Source organism: Salinimonas lutimaris (assembly GCF_005222225.1).
In the GTDB taxonomy this organism is placed as follows: Bacteria; Pseudomonadota; Gammaproteobacteria; order Enterobacterales; family Alteromonadaceae; genus Alteromonas; species Alteromonas lutimaris.
The window spans coordinates 286,701-301,251 of sequence record NZ_CP036536.1 but is presented as its reverse complement, the minus strand read 5'-3'; the positions used below and the strand labels follow the sequence as shown (position 1 = coordinate 301,251).

The 14,551-nt window shown below is 47.8% G+C and carries 19 protein-coding genes and 1 pseudogene; 13 read left to right on the top strand and 7 right to left on the bottom strand.

The annotated features are described in order from the left end of the window. Positions 1–86 precede the first annotated feature (86 nt). The 3 genes from EZV72_RS01295 to EZV72_RS01285 all read left to right on the top strand — a co-directional run bounded on the left by EZV72_RS01295 (position 87) and on the right by EZV72_RS01285 (position 3,179). Positions 87–488, top strand: a complete 402-nt coding sequence (locus EZV72_RS01295; protein WP_137165536.1) for a hypothetical protein — start codon at positions 87–89, stop codon at positions 486–488. 125 nt (positions 489–613) lie between these two features. Beyond that, positions 614–2,422 (top strand): copper resistance system multicopper oxidase, encoded by a 1,809-nt coding sequence (locus EZV72_RS01290; RefSeq protein ID WP_137165535.1) that lies wholly within the window; start codon positions 614–616, stop codon positions 2,420–2,422. 10 nt (positions 2,423–2,432) lie between these two features. Next, positions 2,433–3,179, top strand: a complete 747-nt coding sequence (locus EZV72_RS01285; protein WP_137165534.1) for a copper resistance protein B — start codon at positions 2,433–2,435, stop codon at positions 3,177–3,179. Between the two features lie 50 nt (positions 3,180–3,229). Here the strand turns inward: EZV72_RS01285 and EZV72_RS18375 are convergent, their stop codons facing one another. The 7 genes and pseudogenes from EZV72_RS18375 to EZV72_RS01255 all read right to left on the bottom strand — a co-directional run bounded on the left by EZV72_RS18375 (position 3,230) and on the right by EZV72_RS01255 (position 7,728). Further along, entirely contained in the window at positions 3,230–3,388 is a 159-nt protein-coding gene (locus tag EZV72_RS18375; protein ID WP_175405021.1) for a hypothetical protein, read from the bottom strand. 71 nt (positions 3,389–3,459) lie between these two features. Continuing rightward, entirely contained in the window at positions 3,460–4,191 is a 732-nt protein-coding gene (locus EZV72_RS01280; protein WP_137165533.1) for a MauE/DoxX family redox-associated membrane protein, read from the bottom strand. Between the two features lie 14 nt (positions 4,192–4,205). Continuing rightward, the gene (locus tag EZV72_RS01275) at positions 4,206–4,715 is read right to left on the bottom strand and encodes a DUF305 domain-containing protein (RefSeq protein WP_137165532.1); all 510 of its coding nucleotides are present in this window, start codon (positions 4,713–4,715) and stop codon (positions 4,206–4,208) included. 130 nt (positions 4,716–4,845) lie between these two features. After that, positions 4,846–5,076 (bottom strand): annotated as a pseudogene (locus tag EZV72_RS18530) (IS3 family transposase); the annotation flags it as partial. 597 nt (positions 5,077–5,673) lie between these two features. Continuing rightward, positions 5,674–6,213, bottom strand: coding sequence for a HipA domain-containing protein (locus EZV72_RS01265; protein ID WP_137165531.1), 540 nt, complete (start codon positions 6,211–6,213; stop codon positions 5,674–5,676). Between the two features lie 13 nt (positions 6,214–6,226). Further along, on the bottom strand, positions 6,227–6,559 hold the full coding sequence (locus EZV72_RS01260) for a YnfA family protein (protein WP_040133149.1): 333 nt from the start codon (positions 6,557–6,559) through the stop codon (positions 6,227–6,229). A 119-nt stretch (positions 6,560–6,678) separates the two neighbouring features. Continuing rightward, on the bottom strand, positions 6,679–7,728 hold the full coding sequence (locus tag EZV72_RS01255) for a DNA-binding protein (protein ID WP_011711649.1): 1,050 nt from the start codon (positions 7,726–7,728) through the stop codon (positions 6,679–6,681). 204 nt (positions 7,729–7,932) lie between these two features. Between EZV72_RS01255 and EZV72_RS01250 the strand changes: the two genes are divergently transcribed. From EZV72_RS01250 to EZV72_RS01205, 10 genes are all read left to right on the top strand, one after another. Next, complete coding sequence (locus EZV72_RS01250; protein ID WP_232364478.1) at positions 7,933–8,805, top strand: tyrosine-type recombinase/integrase; 873 nt, start codon at positions 7,933–7,935, stop codon at positions 8,803–8,805. A gap of 141 nt (positions 8,806–8,946) precedes the next feature. After that, positions 8,947–9,333: an Hg(II)-responsive transcriptional regulator gene (merR, locus tag EZV72_RS01245; RefSeq protein ID WP_040133151.1), complete on the top strand. Its 387-nt coding sequence runs from the start codon at positions 8,947–8,949 to the stop codon at positions 9,331–9,333. A 93-nt stretch (positions 9,334–9,426) separates the two neighbouring features. Beyond that, the gene (locus tag EZV72_RS01240; RefSeq protein ID WP_007642845.1) at positions 9,427–9,774 is read left to right on the top strand and encodes a mercuric transporter MerT family protein; all 348 of its coding nucleotides are present in this window, start codon (positions 9,427–9,429) and stop codon (positions 9,772–9,774) included. A gap of 55 nt (positions 9,775–9,829) precedes the next feature. Then, positions 9,830–10,105, top strand: a complete 276-nt coding sequence (merP, locus tag EZV72_RS01235; protein ID WP_011711647.1) for a mercury resistance system periplasmic binding protein MerP — start codon at positions 9,830–9,832, stop codon at positions 10,103–10,105. A 3-nt stretch (positions 10,106–10,108) separates the two neighbouring features. Then, positions 10,109–10,528, top strand: coding sequence for an organomercurial transporter MerC (merC, locus tag EZV72_RS01230; RefSeq protein WP_007642843.1), 420 nt, complete (start codon positions 10,109–10,111; stop codon positions 10,526–10,528). 37 nt (positions 10,529–10,565) lie between these two features. After that, a complete protein-coding gene (merA, locus tag EZV72_RS01225; RefSeq protein WP_137165530.1) occupies positions 10,566–12,233 on the top strand; it encodes a mercury(II) reductase in 1,668 nt (555 codons plus the stop codon). Between the two features lie 11 nt (positions 12,234–12,244). Continuing rightward, complete coding sequence (locus EZV72_RS01220) at positions 12,245–13,045, top strand: putative bifunctional diguanylate cyclase/phosphodiesterase (protein WP_020833625.1); 801 nt, start codon at positions 12,245–12,247, stop codon at positions 13,043–13,045. 19 nt (positions 13,046–13,064) lie between these two features. Next, entirely contained in the window at positions 13,065–13,499 is a 435-nt protein-coding gene (locus tag EZV72_RS01215) for a MerR family transcriptional regulator (protein WP_011711644.1), read from the top strand. Positions 13,500–13,522: 23 nt separating this feature from the next. After that, complete coding sequence (locus EZV72_RS01210) at positions 13,523–13,918, top strand: hypothetical protein (protein ID WP_040133152.1); 396 nt, start codon at positions 13,523–13,525, stop codon at positions 13,916–13,918. Further along, on the top strand, positions 13,915–14,481 hold the full coding sequence (locus EZV72_RS01205) for a hypothetical protein (RefSeq protein WP_040133153.1): 567 nt from the start codon (positions 13,915–13,917) through the stop codon (positions 14,479–14,481). Before EZV72_RS01210 ends, EZV72_RS01205 begins: the two co-directional genes overlap by 4 nt. Positions 14,482–14,551: the final 70 nt, after the last annotated feature.

Sequence of the window (14,551 nt, the reverse complement as noted above, 5' to 3'; positions counted from 1 at the left end):
GGTATTGGGTAAAGGTTAAACAAGGTTTTTTGTTTTGAATTGCTGGCTGAGTCGCCTACAGGCTATAAAAGGTCTATAAACGTTTTATGAAAAGTGTCTTCGGTAAAGTTTGCACCGCCTTCACGCTACTGCTTTTATTTGCAGGAAGCGCGGCTGCGTGTTCAACAGACACCGTTGTATCACCCAAAGACTCGGTTATTCAGCTTTCAGAATATCGTTTACTGCAGTCTGAAACCCCTTATTTCTTAGAAAGCGTTGAAGCAACCAGCACCACCGATACCACCAGTAACACATCGCATCCAGATTGTTGCGAAAAGATATGTAAGTGTAAAGCCGTATCGTGTCACGCCCTGTTTGCAACGGTTTCTTCATCTTTAACGTTTAACGCTCAGGTATTTAAAGAGCTTAGCGTCTTTATCGAACATGGCGTTGCCGAACGCTTTGTCGCCCCTTTGTTCAGACCTCCAATCGCCCCTCTACACAGCTAATTTAAATACGTTAAAAGAATTTATTTGAACATAGCCAAATTTCATGGGGCTGTTGTGCTGTCTATATTTATTCAATGCACTACACCCTTTGTGAAACGGCGCGAGAGTTGTGGAGGAACCTTGTTATGCAAGATATTGCTCAAGGTAGAAGAAAGTTTGTATTGGGTGCGTTGGGTGTCGGTGCTGCCGCTGCGCTTTCTCGTGTAGCGCCAGTCTGGGCAACGCCTCAGGGCCGTAATTTCAAAGATCAGGTGCTTACCAGCGATATTATTCATTTAGATATTGCTAACGCCCGTATGCCTATTGGGCATAAATCTGGCAATGCAATTGCTATCAATGGGCAAATGCCGGGGCCGCTAATACGGCTACGCGAAGGTCAGCGTGCAAACTTGCATGTATCAAATCAACTCGCCGAAGATACGTCGATTCACTGGCATGGGATTCTGCTTCCCGAAAACATGGATGGCGTTCCGGGAGTGTCGTTTGCCGGCATCAAACCCGGGGAGACCTTTAAATATGCCTTTGATGTAGAGCAATACGGTACATACTGGTATCACAGCCATTCAGGCTTACAAGAACAGCGTGGGCACTTAGGGCCTTTGATTATTGAACCTAAAGACGGTGACATAGGCGCAGACCGTGAACATACGATTGTGCTTAGTGACTGGACTTTTGAAGACCCCCACGATGTTTTGCGAAAACTGAAAGTGGCCGAGGGTTATTACAACTATCAAAAACGCACCATATTCGACACGCTTGATGATGTGGCTGAACAGGGTTTAGCCAAAACCTGGAAACAGCGTGAAATGTGGGGTGACATGCGCATGAGCCCCCGGGATATTGCTGATGTAACCGGCAGCACCTATACCTACCTGATGAACGGCCGGACCCCGGACGATAACTGGCAGGCTTTGTTCTCGCCGGGTGAAAAAGTCAGGCTGCGTATTATCAACGGCTCTGCTATGACCTTTTTCGACTTTAGAATTCCGGGTTTAGAAATGACCGTAGTAGCTGCCGATGGTCAACCCGTAAAACCTGTCAAAATTGACGAATTTCGAATCGGTGTAGCTGAAGTATACGATGTTATTGTCGAGCCTACTTCTGCCAAACCCTTTACCTTTTTTGCCGAAAGCTTTGACAGAAGTGGCTTTGCCCGCGGGACTCTGACTCCGCAAATGGGCATGTCGGCTGCTATACCAGAGCGCCGTGAAATGACCGAACGCGGCATGGCTGCCATGGGCATGAGCGGCATGAAAATGAATGACAACAAAGATGGCATGAAGATGGGCTCTGATAAACAGGGCAGTATGAAAAACATGGATAAAATGTCAGGCTCAGGTCATTCAGGCGGCGCTTCCGCGCACTCTCACGCCAAGACTAAAGCCGACACTAGCGCTCTGCCTGTAGAAAATATCATAATTGAGCATGATGATGACCATCACGGTGCCGGGGCGGCAATGATTGCTAAAAATCCTCAGTCCAGACTTGATGAGCCCGGTATTGGTCTTGAAGATGCCCCACGGCGAGTTCTGGTGTATACCGATTTAGAAGGTGCGCATCCCTGGCCGGATGAACGTGAGCCATCACGACAAATTGAACTGCACCTAACCGGTAATATGGAACGGTATATGTGGTCATTTGACGGTGTGAAATACAACGAGGTGGATGGGCCCGTTAACTTCAAATTTGGGGAACGTTTACGTCTTGTGATGGTGAACGACACTATGATGGACCATCCGATTCACTTACACGGAATGTGGATGGAGCTTGAAAACGGTAATTATCCGCGTCCTCGCAAACACACTATCAATTTGAAGCCCAGTGAAAAAGTATCGCTACTGATTACTGCTGATGCCCCTGGCAACTGGGCATTTCACTGCCATCTACTTTATCACATGGAAGCCGGTATGTTTCGTGTCGTCAATGTGTCTTAAGGAGCAAATTATGAATAACATCAACAAAAGTATTTTGCTTGTGGGCACACTAAGTTGCTTCAGTACACAAGCTCAGGTTAAACCCGAATGGCCTTCTCCTGTGCCTGAAATTATCACCGGTCAGGTATTTTTTGACCGGCTTGAATTAACCCGCACCGACGAACAGGAAAATCGGGCAGTGTGGGATATGCAGGCATGGTATGGAAGCGATTATCATCGTGCAGTATTTAAAAGCGAAGGTGAAAATACTCAAAATGACGGTAAGCCAACAGATCTTGAAAGAGCTGAACTTTTATATGGATATTTAATTTCACCATTCTGGTCTTTTCAGGTTGGTGCTGGTGTAAAAGGTGAATTGTCTTCCGAAAGTAATTTAGAAGAATACGCTGTATTTAGTTTTTCAGGATTAGCACCATACTGGTTTGAAATGGAAAACTCTTTAAGAGTAAATAAAGAAGGTGATATTCAATTTGTTGGCGAAGCTGAATATGAATGGTTATTATCCCAGACATCTTATTTACAACCAAGAATTGAATTGGTTGCTAATATAACCGATTCTGAAAAATACGATCGTGAAAGTGGTCTTAGTGATTTAAGAATAGGACTAAGATACCGACACGAAATAGCAAGAGAATTTGCCCCATACATTGGATTCTACTGGAGTGAATCTTTAGGTAATAAAAGGGATAAATTAAAAGCAATGGGCGAGGAAACGTCAGAAAAAGGTATGGTTATTGGAGCCAGACTTTGGTTTTAAAGATATAAAAAAGGCCGGCAATGTATTGCCGGCCTTTTTATTGAAAGGTACTATTTTTTGCCTTCAAGGCTACTTAAAATGTCTTTGAAACTTTGTTTGCTTTCATCTTTACTATCGGTTTTATTACAGCACCCTTGCGTCTGATTTTGCTCAGTTTTAGGCTGTGAGGTAAGGGTATTTGTAGAGAAAAAGCTTGAATCTAATTGCATAATATCACCATTTTGTTCATTCAATTTCTCTACAAAAGCAGGTTTTATACCAACTCTTATACTACCCTGCTCTACCAGAACAACATGATCAGTGCGCCTACTATCATAAACAGGTTCTCTGACAGTGAGATAAAGCCCAGGGGTACGTTACTATCGCCACCTACGCAAGCACATTTTAACTCTCGCTTATCAATGTATACGGCTTTAATAACCGATACCGCGCCCACGGTACCGATAAACAACGAGAATGGCGCGACCATAAGCGCAGGCAATTGCGCCACCATGCCAATACCCACATAAGCTTCAACAAACGGGTAAATATATCCGTAACGCACCCACTTCATCGCCAGTAAGTCATAAGTGATAAATGAGTTAGTAAAGCTATATAGATCCTGGAGTTTCTGAACCGCTAACAGCGACATTGAAAATGCAATAAACAGCATCAATGTTCGTATTGAGAAAAAGTCACCCGATACAAACCATTGAAGTGCAAGCGTTAATAGCGCAGCTACCGAAAATATAGCGATAACCGGAGTATAGGTGGTGCCCTGCTGGCCAGCTTCATCTTTATCAAAAAAGTCACGCAGCTCGTCGTAGCCGCCCACACGTTTATTGTCGATAAACGTTTGCGGCGTTGTTTCAACATCATGCTTTTCTTTAAAGCGGTCGGTTTCTTCTCTGGATGTTAATTTATGGTCCTCAATGTCGTAGCCTTCTCTTTTCAACAGGTCGACAGAGCGCAGTCCATACGGGCAAATATGCTCATCGGTGGCCATTCGATAAATGATTGCTTTCTTGCTCATGAGCGTTGCTCCAGTTATAGCTTGCCTTTAAAGTCAGGGATGGCGCGCGCTTCAGCCTCTGCAGCAGTTTTAGCCTTGCCATTTTTTTCGATATCGTTAATCAGCCATTCCATTTCTTTAATTTCTTTGCGCTGCGCCTTGATAATGCCGTTCGCCAACTCTCTGGTGCGCTTGTCTTCAATGTTCGAACGCTCACTGGTAAGAATCGCGATTGAGTGGTGCGGAATCATGGCTTTCATGTAAGAAGTGTCTGATACCGTTGTCTGTGAACGGACTAAAAACACACCTAAAATGAAAATGATAAAGGCGCCGATAAATATAGCGGTATTTAACTTCTTGTTGCTATACATACCCAGCATAAATGCCAACATGATAATTGCCATTACCGCGCCCATGTAAATAGCCATGTATGTTCTGGTTTCACTAAAGAAAACATGTGACATTGCATAGGTATTCAGATACATCAATCCAAACATAGCAATTGTGGATGTTGCAATCATTGCAAAAAACCTTGAATATTTCATATTTATACCCTCAAAAAAGCATTAAAAGATAGATAAAAATTTTTACCACTCAAGCCAAGTATAAGTTCAAAAAATACTGCAAAAAATTAAAATTATTCCGAAAGGGTCAAAGTAAAATCCCCAGCATTCACTAGACAGTTATCTGTTTTGTAAACCAAACATTCTCGAATTGAGCAGGTAATACGCCGTCCGTATGAAAATGCCGTTTTTTGGAATTGTAAAACATCTTTATAAGATTAAATATCTCTGATCTAGCTTCATTACGGGTGGCATATATCTTTTTCTTTGTAACTCGTTTCTTTAACGAAGCAAAGAAGCTTTCCGCTACCGCGTTATCGTGACAGTTACCGCGTCGGCTCATCAAAGTCAGTATGCGTATGACATCAATGTTCAGGTTGGCCCCTTAGATGGCTGGCAACCTGTTGCACCGCAATAACAAGAAAATCCAGGTGACGCCTATGGCGCATTTGATTTAGACGTTGACCGTTCGTTCCTTGTCTGAAGCGAACTGTCGCGATTGTGCTAACCAACGTCCGCTTCTCATTCAAAGCCAGCTTTCGGCCAGCCATAACAGAAATTTGACTGTAAATCTAAAGTTCGAGCCCGAAAATGCTTTTGTGAATCTGCTCTAATTAGTCGCGACCATAATTTAAGGTTTTAGTCTGTTCATGCTTACTGAAATACACCCTCGACCTAAGCTCACCCAGTACATTGTAAGGCTTTGTTCTACGCGGTTAGCCACTTTTCGGTCAGGTAGTGCACTCTATTCTGCGTTTTAAACACATATATATTGGCCATTCTGAGAGATAGGTGCGGCTGAAGCAGTCGACGTACGAGTTTTGTGTATACTTGTCTGGCTTAGCTAACTTCAGTGTGAGGATATGCTCCTCTGCCCAGCTGGAAAGCGTTACCGAAATGAATTCAGCTCCATTAGTAGTGAATTGTGCTCGGTTAACAATTAGCTATCCAAGAGCGCATTAATTTTGTTTTTACACTTCAACGTACCTGCTGATATTGATTCGCCCACCGCCACATCAAAATACGCATTTGCTTCTTCGAAGGTTTGCGAGAGGGCCGGTTCGACATTGGCTGATAAAGTCGACAAAATGCTGAGAATGTCGTCCTTACTGATGCCTAAGTAAGAGCCATGAGCTAGCCAGTGTCGCGCGGTTATATCATGCCAACGGTAATGCTTGTTCTTGCTATGCACCTTCATCGCCATCTTTATCTTTTGTCGCTGAATGTTGCCCTGGCCAAAATAGGGATAAGCACTGATTACGTCGTAGAACGGCGTCAGCCGGTACCCGTCGGCATTAAGTGCAATACTGAAATTTTTCGCGTGGCCGTCAATGGCCGCAAGCATCCAGAAAACAACCTGAGACTGGAAAAAAGCGAGCCTGTCTTTATAAGCATTGGATGAATGGCTAAGTAGAGGTCCGGCCGGTAAAAGCGTTGGATTTAGCCACTTTGAGCATAAGCGGCTGATATTATTCAACATTATGGCGCCTTGCCTAACCGGCCGTTGGCTGTATAACGATGATGGTAACCCCTACCAATGCGACCAAAGCCCCCGCGATGTCCCAACGGGTGAGCGCCACTCCGTCAACAATACGCAACCAGAGGAGAGCAACGCCCAGATATATGCCCGCATAGGCAGCATAAGTGCGACCTGCCGCCGTTGGGTGAAGCGTCAACAGCCACGCAAATAACGCCAGCGAAAGCGCAGCAGGAATTAACAACCATACCGACTTGTTCTGTTTCAGTACCAGCCACGGCAGATAACAACCTACAATTTCGGCAACCGCAGTAATTACAAATATTGTGAAAATTGACAGCAGATTCATTGGCAAAAGATCCTTGATGTGAAGAAGCACAGAAGCTTCAAGTGGAAGAACCGACAAATTTGATGAGCTACGACGATTCCACCATTAAGCTGCCGGGCGCTCAAAATACATCCATCCGGCTACAGCGAACTTTGGAGCTGTTTAAATTGACCTTGGATCACGGCTTTTTCCTGAAGAATGACTTTATTCTCGTCGATCAGAAGCGCCGCTTTATCCTGGGTGGTTTTCAATTCGGTTTTTGTGGTCTCCAGTGTTTGGGATAAGACGGCCACTTGCTTATCAACATCAGCTTTCTGAGTGGTGAGCACGGCCATGTTTTGCGCCAAATGATCATTTTGATGCTGGTATTCCCGGCACTTTGCCACGGCTTCTTCAAGCTCGTGTTTCAGGTTCTGGACATCTTCTATCTTTCCCTTCACGTCGCTATTTAGCGCCCCATTGGCCCGTTTTAATTCATCGGCATGTCGTTGTAACTGCACATTGGCGTCAAACAGCTCTGACGCTCTCGACTCAGCCTGGGCGAGCCGGTGTTGCAGATCCTGGATCTGATCGTTCAGCCCCTGGTTAACTGAACGGAATTGTTCGCGCTCCTGCTGGCGGTCTTCGGCAGTACGCTGCTGGTAATGTTCGAAATGATCGCGGATATCCTTATTTTCTTGTTTGAGTTCCGCAACGCTCTCCTTCAATTCAACAATCCGTGCAGCAGCTTCGTCCCGCTGGGACTCGGCCTTGGCCAGGCTGACACGCGCGTCTTCCAGGGACCGACTTTGCTCGCTTTTTTCTTTGCTCAGCCGTTCGGTCTGGTTCTCCAGGTCCCGTTGTCGGGCAGTTAGTTGCGCCATGGTGTTGTCGGCATGGGTCAACTCTTTGCGGAGTTCTTCCTTTAAAGTCTCGAATTCCTGGCGAGCTTGTTCGATACGGTGGTCGGCCATCTGCTGTACCCGCTCATGCAGGGACTTTACCACCTCGACGAGGTCGTTCGGCAGCCCACTGACATCGGCCGCCTCCCCATTGTCTGACCGCCAACGCTTGAGCAATGGCGCGATGGTGCTTTTGCTGCCGGTGCCCAGGTGTTCGCGCACCCGATCCACCGTGGGTTCCTGGCCTTGCGTTTTAATGGCTTCAGCGGCTTTAGCGATATCGTGATAAGTGACTCCGGCACGGGCCATGGTGATTCCTCTCGGATTATTTAGTAACATATTACATAACACGTAATATAACATTATATTGGTTCGTTTCAAGATCACTTGAATTCATGATACTAACCACTGATAATCATCCTTATCGTGGGCTAGTTGATCTTGACGTAAATTTTCGACTTGTAACGCCGGTACATAGCCGCCTTTTGAGCGACATCGAAGGAAATCCTATTCATGAACAACAAACCGCCAATACAGGCTAGCAACTTGTCGTTACGTAATAAGGATGCGACCCTGGTTGAACGCCAGGGGCCCGAACCACTACGGCAATACCTCCAGGCAGCGACATCCGACAACACACGTAAAGCCTACCGTTCGGCCATTCGACAATTTGAAAAATGGGGTGGTCGCCTGCCCTCGGATCGGGATACTGTCGTGCGTTACCTGCTGGCCAGAGCCGAATCGCTTAATCCCCGAACCCTGGATCTGCACCTGACCGCTATTAGCCAATGGCACCATTATCAAGGGCTCATCGATCCAGTAAGTGATCCGTTGGTCCGCAAAACCATGGAAGGCGTTCGTCGTACCCATGGCCAACCCAAGCGCAAAGCCAAGGCATTGCGCTTGGAGCACGTCGCCCAAATGGTGAATCATTTGCGGCAACTACCAACCACCAAAAAGAAACTGAGGGATATCGCGCTGGTGTTGACCGGCTTTTTCGGTGCCTTTCGCCGTAGCGAATTGGTGGCCATTCGCTACGGTGATCTGGTGTGGGAACCTGAAGGACTTCTCATCCGGCTGTCTAGTTCCAAGACCGATCAACAAGCCTCCGGCTTAGTGCGAGCATTACCTTTCGGTGCACCAGACTGCTGTCCTGCTACGGCCATGAAAAACTGGATAGAACTGGGTGGCATTAATGAAGGTCCGGTTTTTCGCCCCATTAACCGGTGGGATAAGATTCAGCCTAAAGCGTTGAATCCCAGTGCCATTAATGAATTACTCAAGACTTTGGGTAACGCCTGCCAGTTCGATTTTGTACCGGAATTGAGCAGCCATAGCTTCCGGCGCGGCCTCTCTACATCGGCAGCCCGAGAACGAGTTGATTAAAAAGCAAGGCGGATGGAAGAGCGATGCCACCGTCTGGGAGTACATTGAAGAAGGACAGCAGCTCTCCAATAACGCTACCCATATATTGATGGAGAAAATGGCGGTTCTTATAGATACCGTTCGGGTAAAAGAGATATGAACATGACAAGAACTATCAGTAAAGTTGCCAAAGAACTGGCTATCAATATAGAAACCGTTCGCTTCTATGAGCGTCGTGGATTAATAGAGCAACCGCCAAAACCCGAGTTGGGCTACCGCCATTATCCCGATGAAACGGTTAATCGCATCCGGTTCATTAAGCGGGCGCAAGAATTGGGGTTTACCCTGGAAGAGATCGCCAACCTGCTAAGCTTGAATGACCGCCCATGTGCTCAGGTGCAGGAGCTGGCCGAGTATAAACTCAGCGCCGTCATGGAAAAAATTGCCGATCTGAAGCGGCTCGAAAGCGCACTCAAGGCATTATTGACGCAATGTCAGAGTAATAACGATGACTCACATTGTCCCATTATCGACTCCCTGCAACCTTAATTAGTTTTACACGGGCATCACAAAAACGTTTGACTCCGTACATCGGTACGGAGATTACACTTGCTCCATACACTGAAATCAGAGGAGTAAGTCGTGTCACAGAAAGAATCCAATCTACCTATTATTGGCGGCGTTATCGCGGCTGTTGGCGCTGGCCTGTGCTGCGCTGGTCCTTTCGTGTTGTTGCTGCTAGGCGTGAGTGGCTCCTGGATTGGTAATTTAACCTTGTTAGAACCTTATCGTCCCATTTTTATCCTGCTGGTTTTAGCCTTATTTGGCTTCGCAGGCTGGAAGGTCTATCGCCCCGTTGAGGACTGTGAGCCAGGCACCGCCTGTGCAGTTCCTCAAGTGCGAAAACGCCGGCAGGTGATCTTTTGGTTAACGGCACTGACTGCGTTGGTGCTAGTCACCAGCAATTATTGGATTGTCTGGTTTGCCTGAATACTTTCTTACCGCTCACTTTTATTAATGACTTAATACGTTACTGGAGAAAATGATGAAGAAAATTGCCTTGTTGTCTTTGCTAGCCTTGACCAGCCTGACCGCTTTTGCTGCGCCGAAAACAGTTACTTTGGAAGTTCCAACCATGAACTGTGTGACCTGCCCCTTTACGGTCAAAAATGCCTTAAAAAATGTTGAGGGTGTGAGTAAAGCTGAAGTCACCTTTGAAACCAAATTGGCAGTTGTCACATTCGACGACGAAAAAACCACAGTAAAAGCACTGACCGAAGCCACCACTAATGCGGGTTATCCATCAACGCTCAAGGAGTAAAGCATGGAAATGCTAATACAGTTACTGACCCGTTTCGGCGATAAGATTAGCTCATTGGGCGCGCTGGTTTCTGCTATGGGATGCGCCATGTGTTTCCCGGCCATCGCCAGCCTGGGCGCTGCGGTCGGGTTGGGTTTTCTCAGCCAATGGGAAGGTTTGTTTGTTAATACCCTGTTACCGTTGTTTGCCTGGATTGCCCTGGTACTCAACGGACTTGGCTGGTTCAGCCACCGGCAATGGCACCGTAGTGCGCTGGGTGTGGTCGGCCCCATTTTATTGCTGTTATCGCTCTATCCGTTTTTCCAATACGGCTGGAGCAGCTATGTCACCTATTCAGCGTTAGGCCTGATGGTTGCCGTATCGCTTTGGGATATTTTTTCACCCGCGAATAAACGCTGTGATGATGACAGCTGTGCTGTTTAACACGACGCAATGCCTGACTACTATTTGAGGAAAACGAATGATCTTACTATCGATAGAAGGGATGACCTGTCCAAGTTGCGTCGCTCACGTTAAAGAAGCGCTCGATGCGATCGAAGTCGTGAATAAGGTTGAAATATCTTATGAAAACGCCAGCGCAACGATCACCACAAACGGTGGGGTCAGCGTAACCGATCTCATTGGAGCGATTGAAGCCCTGGGTTATACCGCAAAAGAAAACCCCTTAGCGGAAAACACAGCACCGAACGCCTACTGTGACAACGAAAATACCAGCAACACAGAAAGCAACCGAACTCAACATGTGGCGATTATCGGTACGGGTTCCGGCGCTTTTGCCTGTGCTATCAAAGCCGCTGAAGGTGGTGCCAAGGTCACTCTTATTGAGGGAGCCGATGTGATTGGCGGCTGTTGCGTGAATGTCGGCTGCGTACCCTCAAAAATTTTGATCCGCGCCGCTCAATTGGCACAGCAGCAACGCAATAATCCCTTTGCCGGACTGGAAAATCATGCGCCCCAATTGAGTCGAGCCTTGTTGGCTCAGCAGCAGACCGCTCGAGTCGAAGAGCTGCGCGCTGCAAAGTATCAGAATATTCTAGAGACAAATCCTGCGCTTAGTTTACTTAAAGGTTGGGCGCAATTTAAAAATGCAAACACCCTGATAGTCAGAAAAAATGATGGCACTGAGCAGGAAATCTTTGCTGATAAAATCCTGATCGCCACTGGCTCCACGCCAACCATTCCTCCCATCGAGGGGCTGGCCGAAACGCCTTACTGGACCTCTACCGAAGCGCTGTTTGCCGAGGAATTGCCGCAGCACCTGGTGGTGATTGGTTCATCGGTCGTGGCGCTAGAAATTGCCCAGGCTTACCGACGATTGGGCAGTGAAGTCACCGTGTTGGCAAGACACTCACTACTTTACAGTGAAGACCCCATAATCGGTGAAAAACTGGCAGGCTGTTTTGAAAAAGAAGGCATTCGAGTTTTAAACAACACGCAAGCCACCCAAGTGACCCACGATGGAAATCAATTCACCCTGAACACTAATGCAGGCGAGCTCAGTTGTGATCGTTTGCTGGTAAGCACCGGGCGACACGCCAATACCAGCCAACTCAATCTGGACGCGGTGGGTGTCACCACCAACAAAAAGGGCGAAATCGTTGTTAACGAACGCATGGAAACCAATGTTGCTGGTATTTACGCTGCCGGTGACTGCTCTAACATGCCGCAATTTGTCTATGTCGCCGCGGCCGCCGGTAGCCGTGCTGGTATCAATATGACGGGCGGCGACGCCAAACTGGATCTGTCCACCATGCCCGCCGTGATCTTTACCGATCCACAGGTGGCTACCGTCGGACTGACCGAGGAGCAAGCCAGGGCTCAGGATATTGAGACCGACAGCCGCGTACTGGGTATGGAAAATGTCCCACGTGCGTTAGCCAACTTTGAAACCGACGGTTTTATCAAACTGGTCACAGAGAAGGAAACGGGGTTGTTGCTAGGCGCGCAGATCCTGGCTCACGAAGGCGGCGAACTGATCCAGAGTGCGGCTTTAGCCATCCGCAACCGTATGACGGTGACGGAATTAGCCGACCAGCTTTTCCCTTACCTCACCATGGTGGAAGGTTTGAAGCTCTGCGCGCAAACCTTTAACAAGGATGTCAAAGAACTGTCCTGTTGTGCAGGATAAGAGAGGGCAGTATGGGAACGGCACCCGCCACGCATTCACTGACAGCCCCAACGGTCAATGCGTTGGCGGATGGATTGAACAAGGGTGAATTCGTTCCTTTTTACCAGCCTCTATGGGATGTTCAACACCAATGCTGGGAAGGCGCTGAAACGCTCATTCGCTGGCAACATCCAACTGAAGGATTGATCCAGTCAGACACCTTTATTCCCGTTGCCGAACAAAGCGGATTAATTCTGGAACTGGGCGCGTTTGTCTTACGGGCGGCCTGTCAACAGATGATGCATTGGCGTCAACGCGGTTTACCCGAGGGTATCATCGCGGTCAACGTCTCTGCCTTACAAATCCACCAACCTGACTTTGTCGAAGACCTTGCCAGGATATTGCGTGATACGGGACTGCCTGCTCCGGCATTGGAACTGGAATTAACCGAAACACTGGCCCTGGAGGATACGCCAATCCTGATCGAAAACCTGCATCGCTGCCAGGCGCTGGGCATTCGCCTGTCCATCGACGATTTTGGTACCGGGAGTTCGTCGCTGGCACGCTTGCAATGCTGCCCAGTGACCCGCCTAAAAATCGACAAAACCTTTGTCACGCATATGACAACCGAGCCAAAGGATCGCGCCATTACCGAAAGCGTCATCACCCTTGGCCATAACCTGAATTTATCCATCGTCGCGGAAGGGGTTGAGACGGCCACTCAACAACAACTTTTAGAGAAGCTTGGCTGTGATGTATTACAGGGCTATCGGCTGGCGCGGCCAGCCGATGCCGAAACGACTGAAGCGTTGTGGCCAGGCCGCAGTGTTTGAAACGAACGGAGACAAACCCATGTCAAAAGCCGCCGTGTCAAAAGATGTGTCACGATACTTTGAGGTGATCCCCGACTTTGCGGCATTCATGGATGCCGATGGGCAGGCACTCGAATTTCCCCTGACGATCTCGCAACTGGCGAAAGCCGCGCAAACCACAGTGCATACCGTCAGGAATTACGTCTTGGAAAATTTGGTACTTTGCCCAGAGCATTCCGCGGGTGGTTTCGGTTTATACAATCAATGCGCTTTAAACCGGCTGCGCTTCATTCGCGCAGCGCGTGCGGCGGGCCTGCTGATCCTGGATATAAAACCCTTGCTCTACGCCATCAACGAAGGCGACCAGCAAGCCTGTGAAGCCGCCATGCGCGAACTGCAAACCAAAATTGATGAACGCCAGGCTTACTTGCAGGCATTGGATTCACAGCTGTCGGAGCTGCGCCAACTGGCCTGATCGCCATAACAAAGGAGTATACGATGTCAGAAAAATGTGAAACCGGCCCCCACGACTGGGTAGCCAATAAAGGCCGATTTATTCTCACCTGGGTATTGCCAGCGATACTCATAGTGATTACCGGCATGATGCAACTTGCACCGTGGATGACCGGCAGTATCTGGGCGATCGCTTTAAGTTGGATGGGATATGCCTGTTTAAGAAATGCGCGTCAATGTGGGCGAATGCATTGTTTTTTCAGCGGGCCATTTTTTCTGGGTTCCGCCATGTTGGCATTAGGCATTGGGATGCAGTGGATACAATGGCTCACCTTTAACGGATTAGGACTCTTTTTACTGATCGGTACACCACTGGTTTGCGTGTTACCGGAGATGTTCTGGGGAACTTACAAAGTTGCGACAAACGGCAAAGAAGAATGAATGCGATAGTGAAGCGCGCTACAAACTCTATAAAACGCCTCTGGTCACTTGTAGTGTATGCATTTCAATCGCCGGTTCAGGATTCTCACTCAAAACGGCGTACCGCGATCCTCTTTAGTCTGGTGCTGGTCGTCCACTTGGTTGTCCTGCCAGCGCATGAACTGGGTTCCGATATTGGCTTGCGTTCTTTTGCACATCTTAATCTGAGAATCGCGCTATTTGCGTTTTTGTTCGCAACGCTGGAGAGCGTTCTCATCAATTTATGGGTTCAACTGATACGCAAGAAGACCCATTGCAGAACGGCACCAGCGGCGGGCGGCATAGTTATCGGGATTGTAAGCCCCCTGTTGTGTTGTACCCCGCTGCTGCCGACCATCTTAAGTTTTATCGCCATTTTGTTTCCTTCCGCTGTTTCTGGTATGGGTCTCAAAATTCAGTATGCGGTCAATGTGTATCAAACCGAACTGTTGCTGTTGGCGTTGGTATTACTGTTGTTTGCGATTGTTCAAAATGCTTGGCATCTCAATTCAGGCGACGTAATGGCAGGCCATCACAAGGAATAAAGCAATGAAAGCCACTTGCGACTAATCTAGGCATATCCAAATGACGACTAGAAACCTGATAACTATAACG

What these genes read in the sequence shown, in the direction of transcription:
- EZV72_RS01220 (WP_020833625.1), top strand. Translation starts at nt 12,245, where the DNA reads ATGGGAACGGCACCCGCCACGCATTCACTGACAGCCCCAACGGTCAAT.
- EZV72_RS01265 (WP_137165531.1), bottom strand. Translation starts at nt 6,213, where the DNA reads ATGTTGAATAATATCAGCCGCTTATGCTCAAAGTGGCTAAATCCAACG.
- merR (WP_040133151.1), top strand. Translation starts at nt 8,947, where the DNA reads ATGACAAGAACTATCAGTAAAGTTGCCAAAGAACTGGCTATCAATATA.
- EZV72_RS01290 (WP_137165535.1), top strand. Translation starts at nt 614, where the DNA reads ATGCAAGATATTGCTCAAGGTAGAAGAAAGTTTGTATTGGGTGCGTTG.
- merP (WP_011711647.1), top strand. Translation starts at nt 9,830, where the DNA reads ATGAAGAAAATTGCCTTGTTGTCTTTGCTAGCCTTGACCAGCCTGACC.
- EZV72_RS18375 (WP_175405021.1), bottom strand. Translation starts at nt 3,388, where the DNA reads ATGCAATTAGATTCAAGCTTTTTCTCTACAAATACCCTTACCTCACAG.
- EZV72_RS01250 (WP_232364478.1), top strand. Translation starts at nt 7,933, where the DNA reads ATGAACAACAAACCGCCAATACAGGCTAGCAACTTGTCGTTACGTAAT.
- EZV72_RS01295 (WP_137165536.1), top strand. Translation starts at nt 87, where the DNA reads ATGAAAAGTGTCTTCGGTAAAGTTTGCACCGCCTTCACGCTACTGCTT.
- EZV72_RS01275 (WP_137165532.1), bottom strand. Translation starts at nt 4,715, where the DNA reads ATGAAATATTCAAGGTTTTTTGCAATGATTGCAACATCCACAATTGCT.
- EZV72_RS01280 (WP_137165533.1), bottom strand. Translation starts at nt 4,191, where the DNA reads ATGAGCAAGAAAGCAATCATTTATCGAATGGCCACCGATGAGCATATT.
- EZV72_RS01285 (WP_137165534.1), top strand. Translation starts at nt 2,433, where the DNA reads ATGAATAACATCAACAAAAGTATTTTGCTTGTGGGCACACTAAGTTGC.
- EZV72_RS01215 (WP_011711644.1), top strand. Translation starts at nt 13,065, where the DNA reads ATGTCAAAAGCCGCCGTGTCAAAAGATGTGTCACGATACTTTGAGGTG.
- merC (WP_007642843.1), top strand. Translation starts at nt 10,109, where the DNA reads ATGGAAATGCTAATACAGTTACTGACCCGTTTCGGCGATAAGATTAGC.
- EZV72_RS01260 (WP_040133149.1), bottom strand. Translation starts at nt 6,559, where the DNA reads ATGAATCTGCTGTCAATTTTCACAATATTTGTAATTACTGCGGTTGCC.
- EZV72_RS01255 (WP_011711649.1), bottom strand. Translation starts at nt 7,728, where the DNA reads ATGGCCCGTGCCGGAGTCACTTATCACGATATCGCTAAAGCCGCTGAA.
- EZV72_RS01205 (WP_040133153.1), top strand. Translation starts at nt 13,915, where the DNA reads ATGAATGCGATAGTGAAGCGCGCTACAAACTCTATAAAACGCCTCTGG.
- merA (WP_137165530.1), top strand. Translation starts at nt 10,566, where the DNA reads ATGATCTTACTATCGATAGAAGGGATGACCTGTCCAAGTTGCGTCGCT.
- EZV72_RS01210 (WP_040133152.1), top strand. Translation starts at nt 13,523, where the DNA reads ATGTCAGAAAAATGTGAAACCGGCCCCCACGACTGGGTAGCCAATAAA.